This window comes from Vibrio sp. A1-b2 (assembly GCF_021726015.1).
GTDB lineage: Bacteria > Pseudomonadota > Gammaproteobacteria > Enterobacterales > Vibrionaceae > Vibrio > Vibrio diazotrophicus.
Map to the genome: position 1 here is coordinate 1 of NZ_JAKKCI010000014.1, position 13,207 is coordinate 13,207.

Annotated in this window: 16 protein-coding genes; 13 read left to right on the forward strand and 3 right to left on the reverse strand. The window is 44.6% G+C overall.

Features of this window, described 5'->3' with window-relative positions; all coding sequences use genetic code 11:
- A partial coding sequence (locus tag L3V23_RS19495) for a 1-deoxy-D-xylulose-5-phosphate synthase N-terminal domain-containing protein (protein ID WP_237292795.1) occupies positions 1-892 on the reverse strand: 892 nt, incomplete at its 3' end.
- A gap of 313 nt (positions 893-1,205) precedes the next feature.
- Between L3V23_RS19495 and metK the strand changes: the two genes are divergently transcribed.
- The 8 genes from metK (at position 1,206) to ruvX (ending at position 7,809) form a co-directional block, all read left to right on the forward strand.
- Positions 1,206-2,360 (forward strand): methionine adenosyltransferase, encoded by a 1,155-nt coding sequence (metK, locus tag L3V23_RS19500; protein ID WP_102942709.1) that lies wholly within the window; start codon positions 1,206-1,208, stop codon positions 2,358-2,360.
- Between the two features lie 232 nt (positions 2,361-2,592).
- Positions 2,593-3,390, forward strand: a complete 798-nt coding sequence (locus L3V23_RS19505) for a DUF2189 domain-containing protein (protein WP_237292796.1) — start codon at positions 2,593-2,595, stop codon at positions 3,388-3,390.
- A gap of 128 nt (positions 3,391-3,518) precedes the next feature.
- Positions 3,519-4,022, forward strand: coding sequence for a SprT family zinc-dependent metalloprotease (locus L3V23_RS19510; RefSeq protein ID WP_102966999.1), 504 nt, complete (start codon positions 3,519-3,521; stop codon positions 4,020-4,022).
- Positions 4,023-4,158: 136 nt separating this feature from the next.
- Complete coding sequence (locus L3V23_RS19515; protein WP_237292797.1) at positions 4,159-4,860, forward strand: endonuclease; 702 nt, start codon at positions 4,159-4,161, stop codon at positions 4,858-4,860.
- 160 nt (positions 4,861-5,020) lie between these two features.
- Positions 5,021-5,752 carry a 16S rRNA (uracil(1498)-N(3))-methyltransferase gene (gene rsmE / locus L3V23_RS19520; RefSeq protein ID WP_102942712.1) on the forward strand — a complete coding sequence of 244 codons (732 nt, stop codon included), beginning with the start codon at positions 5,021-5,023 and terminating at the stop codon, positions 5,750-5,752.
- Positions 5,753-5,764: 12 nt separating this feature from the next.
- The gene (gene gshB, locus L3V23_RS19525; RefSeq protein ID WP_102966996.1) at positions 5,765-6,721 is read left to right on the forward strand and encodes a glutathione synthase; all 957 of its coding nucleotides are present in this window, start codon (positions 5,765-5,767) and stop codon (positions 6,719-6,721) included.
- A gap of 26 nt (positions 6,722-6,747) precedes the next feature.
- The gene (locus L3V23_RS19530; protein ID WP_042489186.1) at positions 6,748-7,311 is read left to right on the forward strand and encodes a YqgE/AlgH family protein; all 564 of its coding nucleotides are present in this window, start codon (positions 6,748-6,750) and stop codon (positions 7,309-7,311) included.
- Positions 7,312-7,383: 72 nt separating this feature from the next.
- On the forward strand, positions 7,384-7,809 hold the full coding sequence (gene ruvX / locus L3V23_RS19535; RefSeq protein ID WP_042489189.1) for a Holliday junction resolvase RuvX: 426 nt from the start codon (positions 7,384-7,386) through the stop codon (positions 7,807-7,809).
- A gap of 53 nt (positions 7,810-7,862) precedes the next feature.
- On the opposite strand, the gene L3V23_RS19540 is transcribed toward ruvX, so the two are convergent.
- On the reverse strand, positions 7,863-8,969 hold the full coding sequence (locus L3V23_RS19540; protein WP_102966995.1) for a PilT/PilU family type 4a pilus ATPase: 1,107 nt from the start codon (positions 8,967-8,969) through the stop codon (positions 7,863-7,865).
- A gap of 11 nt (positions 8,970-8,980) precedes the next feature.
- Positions 8,981-10,018 (reverse strand): type IV pilus twitching motility protein PilT, encoded by a 1,038-nt coding sequence (locus L3V23_RS19545; protein ID WP_102966994.1) that lies wholly within the window; start codon positions 10,016-10,018, stop codon positions 8,981-8,983.
- Between the two features lie 44 nt (positions 10,019-10,062).
- On the opposite strand from L3V23_RS19545, the gene L3V23_RS19550 reads away from it, so the two are divergent.
- The 5 genes from L3V23_RS19550 (at position 10,063) to L3V23_RS19570 (ending at position 13,204) form a co-directional block, all read left to right on the forward strand.
- Positions 10,063-10,767: a YggS family pyridoxal phosphate-dependent enzyme gene (locus tag L3V23_RS19550; RefSeq protein ID WP_102966993.1), complete on the forward strand. Its 705-nt coding sequence runs from the start codon at positions 10,063-10,065 to the stop codon at positions 10,765-10,767.
- 95 nt (positions 10,768-10,862) lie between these two features.
- Positions 10,863-11,681, forward strand: a complete 819-nt coding sequence (gene proC, locus L3V23_RS19555) for a pyrroline-5-carboxylate reductase (protein ID WP_102966992.1) — start codon at positions 10,863-10,865, stop codon at positions 11,679-11,681.
- Between the two features lie 178 nt (positions 11,682-11,859).
- Positions 11,860-12,417 (forward strand): YggT family protein, encoded by a 558-nt coding sequence (locus tag L3V23_RS19560; RefSeq protein ID WP_042489200.1) that lies wholly within the window; start codon positions 11,860-11,862, stop codon positions 12,415-12,417.
- Positions 12,417-12,707, forward strand: coding sequence for a DUF167 family protein YggU (gene yggU, locus L3V23_RS19565; protein ID WP_102955634.1), 291 nt, complete (start codon positions 12,417-12,419; stop codon positions 12,705-12,707). The genes L3V23_RS19560 and yggU overlap by 1 nt, the downstream gene beginning before the upstream one ends.
- Positions 12,708-12,772: 65 nt before the next feature.
- A complete protein-coding gene (locus L3V23_RS19570; protein WP_102966991.1) occupies positions 12,773-13,204 on the forward strand; it encodes a DUF4426 domain-containing protein in 432 nt (143 codons plus the stop codon).
- Positions 13,205-13,207 lie beyond the last annotated feature (3 nt).

The window sequence follows — 13,207 nt, forward strand, 5'->3', positions numbered from 1 at the left end:
CTTTGGCATCCCAGTTCGCGTAGATATCTGCTGGGATTTCAAATGGTGCGTATTCCCAACCTAGGAATTCACGTGCTGCTTGGATTTCGTCTGCGCCTAGTGGAGCACCGTGACAGTCGTGAGAGCCGGCTTTGTTTGGCGAACCAAAACCGATGATGGTTTTGGTACAGATTAGAGTAGGACGACCTGTTTCTGATTTCGCCGCTTCAATCGCTGCGTTGATTGCGTCAGCATCGTGACCATCAACTGCAGGGATAACGTGCCAGCCGTAAGCTTCAAAACGTTTTGGCGTATCGTCAGCGAACCAACCTTCAACGTGACCATCGATAGAGATACCGTTGTCATCCCAGAATGCAATCAGTTTGCCCAGACCTAGAGTACCCGCAAGAGAACATGCCTCATGTGAGATACCTTCCATCATACAGCCGTCGCCCATGAATGCGTACGTGTAGTGGTCAACAATCTCATGGCCTTCTTTGTTGAACTGAGCAGCAAGCGCTTTCTCAGCCAGCGCCATACCCACAGCGTTGGTGATACCTTGACCTAGAGGGCCAGTGGTAGTTTCAACACCCGGTGCGTAACCGTACTCAGGGTGACCCGGAGTTTTAGAATGAAGCTGACGGAAGTTTTTAAGGTCATCGATTGAAAGCTCGTAACCAGTCAGGTGAAGCAGTGAGTAAATCAGCATCGAGCCATGACCGTTAGAAAGGATGAAACGGTCGCGGTCAGCCCAGTTAGGGTTTTGTGGGTTGTGGTTTAGGTGTGAACGCCAAAGTACTTCAGCGATATCCGCCATACCCATTGGGGCACCCGGGTGGCCAGAGTTAGCTTTTTGAACACCGTCCATGCTCAGAGCACGGATTGCATTTGCCAATTGTTTGCGAGACGCCATGTCAGCTCCTGATTGATTTAAGCGAAGTGAAATATACCCATCTATAATGGGAGGTATTGTTACAAAGCCCCTAGTTCACTGCAATCGTTTACTTGGCCGTTGAAGCAATTTTGTCGAATGTGCACGGATAAGATTGCAAGTTAAAGAAAGATACAAGCAAACGTTTGGTTATATCTAAAAGTGAAAAAGAGCTTGTAATTTAAGCATTCAAAACTAAAATAGCCGTCTAGATGTAGAAACGCCTACATAATGACCATTTTCAAAGTAGTGAAAAATCTGTTCCCTACTTTTTGACTATTTATATGGAGCTACCATGGCTAAACACCTGTTTACTTCTGAATCAGTATCAGAGGGACATCCGGATAAAATCGCAGACCAAATCTCAGATGCGGTTCTAGATGCTATTTTGGAACAAGACCCTAAAGCACGTGTTGCTTGTGAAACTTACGTAAAAACCGGCATGGTTATGGTTGGTGGTGAGATCACAACTTCAGCATGGGTTGATATTGAAGAACTAACTCGTGAGACTGTTCGTGAAATCGGTTATGTCCATTCAGATATGGGCTTCGATGCTAACTCATGTGCAGTTCTAAACACCATTGGTAAACAGTCTCCAGACATCAACCAAGGTGTTGATAAAGCCGATCCTAAAGAGCAAGGCGCAGGTGACCAAGGTATCATGTTCGGTTACGCAACAAACGAAACTGACGTATTGATGCCAGCACCAATTACTTACTCTCACCTACTTGTTCAAAAACAAGCTGAAGTTCGTAAGAACGGCACGCTACCTTGGTTACGTCCAGATGCAAAATCTCAGGTAACTTTCCAATACGACCAAGGTAAGATCGTTGGTATCGATGCAGTCGTTCTTTCAACTCAACACTGTGATTCAATCTCTACTCCAGATCTTCGTGAAGCAGTAATGGAAGAGATCATCAAACCTGTACTTCCTGCAGAATGGTTGAGCAAAGAGACTAAATTCTTCATCAACCCAACTGGCCGTTTCGTAATCGGTGGCCCAATGGGTGACTGTGGTTTGACTGGTCGTAAGATCATTGTTGATACCTACGGCGGCGCAGCTCGTCACGGCGGCGGTGCATTCTCTGGTAAAGATCCATCAAAAGTTGACCGTTCTGCAGCATACGCAGCGCGCTACGTAGCGAAAAACATTGTTGCTGCTGGTATGGCTGATCGTTGTGAAATCCAACTTTCATACGCAATTGGTGTTGCAGATCCAACATCTATCATGGTTGAAACATTCGGTACTGAAAAAGTATCTCACGACATCATCATCGAAGCAGTTCGCCAATTCTTCGACCTACGTCCATACGGTCTGCAAGAGATGTTGAACCTACTTCAACCTATCTATAAGAAAACAGCTGCTTACGGTCACTTTGGTCGTGAAGAATTCCCTTGGGAAGCAACTGACAAAGTTGAATTACTACGCGATTTCGCAAACATCAAGTAATTCAAAATGCTTTACTGACAAGCCCTCGCCAACTGGCGGGGGCTTTTCTTTTTCAACCTTCCTAAATCTGTTGCGGTTTAAATTTCCATCTGGCGATTTGTATTTTCCAACCTTATCTACAATAGTTAATAAAGTAATAGTTAATAAAATGTTACAAACGCGGTCGTTTTCTTAGAAATCCTAGGGAAGGCCCAATTTCTTAATTCACTGCCATATTGTTTTGGGAGGATTTATGCCTCGTACAATAGACCCTTCTGACTTCAAGCAAAAAGACAAAGAAGTCAGTCATCAGGAATATGCTCGCACACTGCCTTGCAATAAAGTGGAAATCTCCGCGCCTCTTCACTGGCTTGCTCTTGGCTTACACGACTTTATTCGCTTACCTTTAATCAGCGCCTTTTATGGATTCTGTTTTATGGCTGCTGCTGTTGGCATTGTTCTGCTTATTCAATGGCAAGGCACTCATCTTGTCGTGATGCCAGCCCTAGTGGTTTACATGCTAATTGGCCCTTTCCTAGCACTTGGCCTTTATGATGCAGCTTGGCAACGAGAACGAGGCAAAGAAAGTAGCTTATTACATTCGATGAAAGCTATTACGCGTAATAGCACATCACAGTGGATGTTTGCGGTCGCACTGGCTGTTGCGATGATTTTCTGGATGAGAATCGCTGCGCTTTTGCACGCACTCTATCCATCGGTGCAAGGAGCACCACTGACTGACTTCCTCCCATTCTTAGTCATCGGCTCTCTTATTGGCTTCATTATTGCCAGTGTTATTTTCAGCATCTCAGCGTTTTCAATTCCTTTAATGATGGAAAGACGTGTTGATGTGATGACAGCCATTTTCAGCAGTTTTAACGCAGTAAAATCGAACATCTCAGCCATGATTGTCTGGGCGGCAATTATCTGCGGCGGTATTTTAATCGGCTTTGCAACTTACGGAATCGGCATGCTCTTTACTATGCCGATACTCGGATATGCCACATGGCATGGTTACCAAGCAACGATTAAGAGAAAACATCAACCATAGGGTCTCCTCCTTCTTTTTATCATCTTGGCTCGAAGTTCTACTCAATGATAAAAAGAGGTTTGATGTTATAATCTCCCCGCTATTACCTGACTCTATAGGTAATAGTGGGGATATTTTTGGAGCCAGACTTGACCGATTTTCAACTGCAATACCAAGCATTATCACAAGTAAAAAAGTGTATAGACATTGCTTCTCTATACTTCAATCGCCAGTTCAAACTGCCAGAAATCAGCTATCGACTCAGAGGGAAAGCTGCGGGTAAAGCTTATCTTCAACTGTGGGAAATCCGCTTAAATCCCGTTTTATTCAAAGAAAATCAACAAGCTTTTTTTAATGAAGTGATCCCCCACGAAATAGCCCATCTCATCACTTATGCTATCTATGGACGAGTAAAGCCTCATGGCGCTGAGTGGCAAGCAGTCATGAATCAAGTATTCAATTTGCCTGCTGAAACCACTCACAAGATGTCTGTTGAATCGGTTCAGGGAAAAACCTTTGCCTACCAATGCTCCTGTAGCCAATATCCTTTATCCGTTCGTCGCCACAATAAAGTATTGCGTAAACAGGCCACTTACCGCTGCCAACAGTGTAAACAAACGCTCACCTTTACTGGCATTCAGCTCAGCGGATAAGTGCGAATGAAAAGTCGCGGCCAACCAACTGCGAGTCACTCGGATATTTTCAACCGAAGATAGCGATAGATTTCTCAACTAGATTTCAACTTAGAGAATGTTAGACTGTAAAAAACAATAAAATACAGTCCAACATATGCTTAATTATCGCTTTCTGCTGACAGCAGCTTTACTGCTTGTTTCTCACACTTCTTTCGCCGATTTTCCAAGCTCTTTTTCCAGCGCTAAAAACGAAGCTTTGAAAATTTATAAAGATCACCCAACCTCTTTTTACTGTGGCTGCGACATTTCGTGGCAGGGTAAGAAAGGCATTCCTGACTTAGAGAGCTGTGGATATAAAGTCCGCAAACAACAAACCCGAGCTAGCCGAATCGAATGGGAGCACGTTGTGCCAGCCTGGCAATTTGGCCACCAGCGTCAATGCTGGCAAGAAGGCGGACGTAAACTCTGTAGCAACAGCGATGCTGTGTTTCGCCGCATGGAAGCAGATCTACACAATTTAACGCCAGCGATTGGTGAAGTTAACGGCGACCGTTCAAACTTTAACTTTAGTCAGTGGAACGGGTTAGATGGCGTCACTTACGGACAATGCGAAATGCAGGTCAACTTCAAAGGGCGTAAAGCGATGCCTCCCGAAAGAGCTCGCGGTGCCATTGCACGCACTTACCTTTATATGAGTGCTGAGCATGGGTTTAAACTGTCGAACTCGCAAACCAAGCTTATGCAAGCGTGGAACAAAACTTACCCAGTCGATGAGTGGGAATGCGAAAGAGAAAGGCGAATATTCAAAGTTCAAGGCAACAGAAACCCATTTGTCTATGAACAGTGCTCAAAGTAAAGCCAGACAATAACTATCAGAACCTATCTCGGCATATAAACCCAGACCGATAAATGAGGGGTGATTCACATTTCCCCCTTGTTTTTTCGGCACAAAGCATCCATGTTAGATGCGAGATATCCCACGCTATTGAATAGCGATTTTGAACAGGAAACAACCCATGCGCATTCCCCGTGTCTATCATCCGCAGCCCATTACGCAGTTAGGCAAAATTAACCTCGACGACGATGCCGCTAATCACATCGGTCGAGTACTGCGCATGAAAGAAGGACAGCAAATCCTTCTGTTTGACGGTAGTGGTGCAGAGTTTCCAGCAGTCATCAGCGAAAGCGGCAAAAAACATGTGACGGTTGAAGTTACAGAACGTGTCGAATCCAGTAGCGAATCACCACTTGATTTGCATTTAGGGCAAGTAATTTCACGTGGCGACAAAATGGAATTCACCATTCAGAAATCTGTTGAGTTGGGTGTAAACACTATCACTCCATTATTGTCAGAGCGATGTGGTATCAAGCTGGATGAAAAACGCTTTGAGAAGAAACTTCAACAATGGCAAAAAATCGCCATCAGCGCTTGTGAGCAGTGCGGTCGAAACGTGGTACCCGAAATTCGTCCTGTGATGGAATTAGAACAGTGGTGTGCGGAGCCAAGTGATGCACTGAAACTCAACCTGCACCCTCGCGCTCAGTACTCAATTAATACACTTCCTGAACCGGTTACTAAAGTGCGTCTGTTAATTGGTCCGGAAGGTGGTCTTTCTGAAAAAGAAATCGATATGACCACCAAATACAACTTTGAAGAAACGTTGCTTGGACCTCGCGTCCTGCGTACAGAAACCGCAGCGTTAACCGCAATTACAGCTTTACAAGTTCGTTTTGGCGATCTTGGATAATGGAGACTTCCAATGATTAAACTCGGCATCGTAATGGATCCAATTTCATCCATTAATATCAAGAAAGATTCTAGCTTCGCGATGATGTTAGAAGCGCAGCGTCGCGGCTACGAAATTCATTATATGGAGATGAATGATCTACACTTAGATCAAGGTGTGGCTATCGCAGATACAAAAATCGTCACACTGAAAGAAGATCCAAACGGTTGGTACGAGTTCAAATCTGAGCAAACTATTAAGTTATCTGAGATAGATGCTGTATTAATGCGTAAAGATCCACCGTTTGATACTGAATACATTTACGCAACTTACATTCTAGAGCGTGCAGAAGATGAAGGTACGCTGATCGTCAACAAGCCACAGAGTCTTCGTGACTGTAACGAAAAACTGTTTACTGCATGGTTCCCAGAGCTGACTCCAACCACAATCGTGACTCGTAAAGCGGAAAAAATTAAGCAATTCAGAGAACAACATGGTGATGTGATCTTAAAACCGCTAGATGGTATGGGCGGTGCATCAATTTTCCGAGTGAAAGAAGGCGATCCAAACGTCTCTGTGATTATCGAAACTCTGACTAATCACGGCCAAAACTACTGTATGGCGCAAACCTTCGTTCCAGATATTAGCAATGGCGACAAGCGTATTCTGGTTGTAGACGGTGAGCCGATGCCTTACTGTTTAGCTCGTATTCCAGCACAAGGGGAAACGCGCGGTAACTTGGCAGCAGGCGGTCGTGGTGAACCTCGTCCACTGAGTGAAACTGATAAAAAAATTGCACTTGCCGTGGCACCAACACTGAAAGAAAAGGGTCTAATTTTTGTAGGCCTAGATGTGATTGGAGACAAGCTGACTGAGATTAACGTAACCAGCCCGACCTGTATTCGTGAAATTGAAGCGGCTTACGATATCTCTATCACTGGCAAGTTAATGGATGCCATTGAGACACGCATAAAAGCAATGGCGATGTAATACCAATCTTTGAGGTTGGAGACACTATGAATCTTACAAATCATTTTCTCGTTGCGATGCCGAGTATGAAAGATCCTTACTTCAAACACAGTGTGATTTACATCTGTGAACATAATGAAGAAGGCGCTATGGGGCTTATTATTAATGCGCCCATCGATATTACTGTCGGCGGAATGTTGAAGCAGGTTGAGATAGAGCCTGCTTACCCACAGTCGCAAAGTAAAAGCCTTAAAGAGCCTGTTTTCAATGGCGGTCCGGTATCAGAAGATCGCGGGTTTATTTTACACAGACCCAAAGATCATTATGAATCCAGCATTCGCATGACAGACGATATCGCGGTGACCACTTCCAAAGATATCCTAACGGTTTTAGGTACTGACGCAGAACCAAAAGGTTATCTCGTCGCCCTTGGCTATTCGGGCTGGGAAGCGGGTCAACTAGAAAGCGAGCTATCGGAAAACTCTTGGTTGACCATAGAGGCGGACTCGGATCTGATTTTCAACACTCCGACCCGAGATAAATGGAACAAAGCAATTCAAAAACTGGGAATCGACCCTATCCAGTTATCTGGTGAAGCTGGTCACGCCTAGCCCAATTAACAGCGCTCAATATCAATTGAGCGCTTCTGTTTTTATTTAAACAAAGTTTCAAAAGAGTTTTACATGTCGCGAACTATTATGGCCTTCGACTACGGTACAAAAAGTATTGGTAGTGCCATCGGTCAGGAAATTACTGGCACCGCCTCACCACTGAAAGCGTTCAAAGCCAATGATGGTATTCCGAATTGGGATGATATCGAAAAGCAGCTTAAAGAGTGGAAACCTGATCTTGTCGTGGTTGGTTTGCCGACCGACTTACATGGTAAAGATCTAGAAACCATTACCCCAAGAGCCAAAAAATTTGCTCAGCGTCTTCATGGCCGTTTTGGCGTTCAGGTTGAACTGCACGATGAGCGTTTATCAACAGCTGAAGCGCGAGCTGAACTTTTCTCGATGGGCGGATACAAAGCGCTCAGTAAAGGCAATATTGACTGCCAATCCGCGGTGATCATCTTAGAAAGCTGGTTTGAAAGCCAGTGGGGTGAATAAAACTCTACGCTGAAAGCAGAGACAAAAAACGCGCTTTATCAGCGCGTTTTTTATTAGTTCATATCGATTTTCACATTAGCCAGTGAACTTGAACTCGGAGTGTCTCCACGCTGAGTTTTTAACATCATGCGCAAATCATTGGCAGAATCGGCGCTGTGCATTGCATCTTGTTCAGTGATCTTGTCTTCCACTAGTAACTGATACAACGCTTGATCAAACGTCTGCATACCAATCTCTTTCGATTTAGCCATCGTCGATTTCAACTCGTGTAACTCTCCTTTGCGAATCAAATCTGAAACGCGAGGTGAATTGAGTAAGATCTCAAAAACACCGTGGCGACCTTTACCATTTTTATCACGAATCAGCTGCTGCCCCACCACGCCACGCAAGTTCATCGACAAATCAAACAAAAATTGCTCTCTCTGTTCTTTAGGCACAAGGTGCAATATGCGTTCTAACGCTTGGTTAGCATTGTTGGCATGCAATGTTGCCATACACAGATGCCCTGTTTCAGCAAAGGTCATTGCGTATTCCATAGTCTCACGACTGCGGATTTCACCAATCAAAATCATGTCTGGCGCTTGGCGAAGGGAGTTCTTCAGGGCCACTTCGTAGCTCTCAGTATCCAAACCCACTTCTCGCTGAGTGACGATGCATTTTTGATGTTCGTGTACGAACTCAATCGGATCTTCAACCGTTAAGATATGTCCACTGCGATGACGATTACGATATCCCGTCATTGCTGCCATAGTGGTGGATTTACCAGAGCCTGTCGCGCCAACAACTAGTACCAAGCCTCGCTTTGCAATCGAGAGATCCTGCAAAACTGCTGGCAGATTCAAGTCTTCAAATGTCGGAATTTGCGTTTCGATACGTCGAATAACAGCGCCCGGTAACTCACGTTGGAAAAAAGCACTCACCCTGAAACGTCCATTTCCTCTTACGATGGCAAAGTTCGCTTCGTGCGATGCGTTAAACTCAGCCTTACGCTCTTCATCCATCATTTCATGCAACAGAGCAAACACCTCTTGCTGTGAAAGCTTCTCCCCTTGCGGACGCATTTCACCATCCACTCGCAGCAATACTGGTGCACCGACAGTAATATATAAGTCCGACGCTTTGAGCGAGGTCATCGCTTCAAGGTAGTGATTCAATTCCATTTCATTCGCTCTTAAAAGGTAGAGATTTCAGACTCAATCTTCTTCTGCACTTCCGCCGGATCCACTAATCCTTGAGCAATCAGCTGTTTGGAGTTTTGATCCATGGTCTGCATTCCGTGAGCTGCGCCGGTTTGGATGATCGAATACATCTGCGCCACTTTATCTTCACGGATCAAGTTACGAATTGCAGGTGTGGCCAGCATGATCTCATGGCAAGCAACTCGACCTCCGCCAGTACGTTTTAGCAGTTTCTGTGCAATCACCGCGCGTAATGATTCAGACAACATAGAACGCACCATATCTTTATCGTTGCCTGGAAACACATCAATAATACGGTCAATGGTTTTTGCTGCTGAACTGGTATGCAGAGTACCAAAGACAAGGTGTCCTGTTTCCGCAGCTGTCAGAGCTAAACTAATGGTTTCTTGGTCACGCAACTCACCGACCAGAATCACATCTGGATCTTCACGCAGTGCTGAACGCAGTGCATTTTTGAAACTGTGCGTATCGCGGTGAACTTCGCGTTGGTTGATCAAACACTTATCGTTGCTATGAACGAACTCGATTGGATCTTCAATGGTAAGAATATGCTTGTTGTGATTCTTGTTGATGTAATCAACCATCGCAGCCAAAGTGGTGGATTTACCAGAACCTGTTGGGCCTGTCACCAGAACAAGACCTTTCTCATAGTTAGCAATTTTGCTGAAAATCTCGGGAGCATCTAACTGGTCAAGAGTAGGAATGACTGTCGGGATGGTTCGAAATACCGCAGAACAGCCGCGTGCCTGGTGGAATGCATTCACACGAAAGCGTCCTACATCCGGAAGTTCAAAAGAAAAATCCACTTCGAGTTTTTCTTCAAACTCATTGCGCTGAGCATCATTCATCACTTCAAACACTAGACGATGAACATCTGCATGGGTAAAAGCAGGCACGCCAAGCTTTCTTACTTCGCCATCTATACGTACCATAGGCGGAACACCTGCAGAAAGATGTAGATCTGACGCATTATGCTTTACACTAAAATCCAGTAACTCAGCGATATTCATTTATTTATTTTCCTTAGGGTCTGTAGACCAAATAAAGTCAGGCTATGAGTAGTATTCAACAAAATATCAAAGATATCATTTCACAAATTGAGCGCGCACAACAAAAGTGTGGACGTAGTCCAGACTCAGTGCAACTTCTCGCAGTGAGTAAAACCAAACCTGTCGAGGCAGTTCTAGAAGCGGCACAAGCCGGGCAACGCAGTTTTGGTGAAAACTACGTGCAAGAAGGCGTCGAAAAGGTTCAGTATTTTCAGCACAATCATCCCGATCTTAAGCTAGAATGGCACTTCATTGGACCGCTGCAATCGAATAAGACTCGTCTTATTGCTGAAAATTTCGATTGGATGCATACCATTGACCGAGCCAAAATAGCTCAGCGACTCAGTGAGCAGAGACCAGCGAATCTACCACCATTACAAGTATTGATTCAGGTTAACACCAGCGGAGAGGCTTCCAAATCAGGCATTTCCGAAAATGAAGTATTTGAACTGGCTGAATTGATTTCTGGCTTACCAAACCTCATGTTAAGAGGATTGATGTCGATTCCTGAGAACGTTTCAGACTATGAATCCCAATTTGCTGCGTTTAAAAAGCTCGCGGATTTAAAAGTAAAACTGGCTGAACGATTTCCTAATATCGACACCCTATCTATGGGGATGAGTGGTGATATGGAAGCAGCGATTGCAGCAGGCAGCACCATAGTTCGTATCGGTACCGCTGTATTTGGTCAGCGTGACTATAGTCATTAGCAAAAGACAGTCCGTAAACAAAAGACAGCCATTAACAAAAATGGCAATCGCTAATAAAAAAGCTAACACTAAAATTTTTGGATAGAAGAGCAGACATGGAACAGAGAACAATCGCTTTTATTGGTGCGGGTAATATGGCTCATGCGATTATCGCAGGTCTTGTAGCCAGCGGTTATGATGCAAAGAAAATCATTGCAACAGCGCCTTCAGAGACGCGCCGCAAGCCACTGGAAGAGAAATACGGCATTCGTACCACCAGCGATAACCTTGCAGCAGCACATGAAGCGGATGTGGTTGTGTTGGCGGTTAAACCTCAGTTAATGGCTGATGTGTGCGCACCTCTACAAGCGGTAGACTATTCAAACAAATTGGTGATCTCCATTGCTGCGGGTATTTCAGTGGCACGTTTCAATGAAATGCTGGCAACTGAACTGCAACTTGTTCGCGTGATGCCGAATACGCCATCGTTGGTAAACAAAGGCATGGCAGGTCTGTATGCAGCACAATATGTTTCTCAAAAAGACAAGGATTTCACATCAGAACTGATGTCTGCGGTAGGTGAAGTGTGTTGGGTAGAACAAGAATCTGGCATCAACAGTGTGATTGCTGCGGCAGGTAGTGCGCCAGCTTATTTCTTCCTCTTCATGCAAGCGATGCAAGAAGAAGCAATGGCTCAAGGGTTTGATGAACAAACAGCGCGTCTGCTTGTCCAACAAGCGGCTCTGGGCGCTGCGGAAATGGTACAAGCCAACCCTGATGTATCACTGGCAACACTACGCGAACAAGTGACATCTAAAGGTGGCACGACAGCTGAAGCTATCCGTACATTTAACGAAAATCATCTTTCAGAGATTGTTGCCAAAGCGATGCAAGCTGCGGTTTCAAGAGCTGAAGAGATGGAAAAACTATTTTAATTAGCGAAACACCTATACCCAAACTACTTAAAGTTGCAGGTAGGTGGCAAGTGAGTGAATCCCCATGAGCATAGATAACTATGTGATTGGGGTGAACGAACGTAGTCCCTATACCAAAACATAAAGCGCTGCAGCTTCAAGTAGGAAGGGTACAAACAACTCAAACTAAGGGCTCTCTATGAATTCTATGAGTTTTCTAATCTCCACAGTGTTTGACCTTTATATCATGGTCGTGATCCTACGTATCTGGCTACAAGCAGCACGTGCAGATTTCTACAACCCATTTTCTCAATTTATTGTTAAAGCAACCCAACCTGTCGTAGCACCACTACGCCGCGTTATTCCATCAGTAGGTAGTGTTGATTTGGCGACAGTGCTGTTTGCCTACGTACTGTGTGTCTTGAAATTTGTCGCAATGATACTTATCGCATCAGGCGGTGCAGTTAGCTTCAGTATTGACTTCCTGTTCCTTGGACTTCTGTCGCTGATAAAAGCAGCGGGCGGTTTACTGTTCTGGGTACTACTACTTCGCGCGATTCTAAGCTGGGTTAGCCAAGGCCGTAGCCCAATTGAGTATGTATTTCATCAACTGACAGAACCAATGCTGGCACCGATTCGTCGTATTCTTCCTCCTATGGGTGGTTTCGATCTTAGCGTGTTAGTACTGTTTATTGTGTTGCAGTTTGCCAACTTCCTGATGGGCGATATCATCGGTCCTATCTGGTATCAACTATAATGAAAGCAGCTTGGTTTGATGGTGACGACTTAATTTTACGGCTCTATATTCAGCCGAAAGCCAGTCGTGACAGCATTGTTGGTTTGCATGGTGAAGAGCTAAAAATCGCAATAACAGCTCCACCCGTTGACGGTAAAGCCAATGCCCATCTCACCAAGTATTTAGCCAAACAATGCAAAGTGGCTAAAGGGCTGATAGAAATAGAAAAAGGCGAACTTGGCAGGCATAAACAGATCAGAATTATTTCGCCTGCTGAGATACCTAAAGAAATTCAAGCCATTATTCAATAACCAAACTTTCATTCCCCACTCCTATGTGGGGAATGTTTTTAGTCTAGATCAACAAGGAAACGACCATGCGCCAGTGGATGATAGCTCTGCTACTTACCTTTGTCGCTCTGCCAAGCTCAGCAGAGCAGTTTCAGAACATCAAAGATATTGAAGTGCACTACTCTGCTTTCAATTCAACGTTTTTAACCCCTCAAGTCGCACGCAGCTATAAACTCACTCGCAATGGTTATTCTGCCATTCTGAATATTAGCGTGTTAGACACTTCATCCCTTGGTAAACCAGCGGTTGAGGCAAAAGTGTCAGGGAATGTGAGAAGTTTATTAGGTAACATTCGCGACCTTGAGTTTACTGAGATCAAGGAAGGCGAAGCCATCTACTACTTGGCTGAATTTCCGATTAACAACGAAGAAGATTTAATCTTTGACATCGACGTTAATGCTGGCAATAAAGGTGCAGGCAAAGTTAAATTCACCCAAAAATTTTATGTTGAAGAATAACGT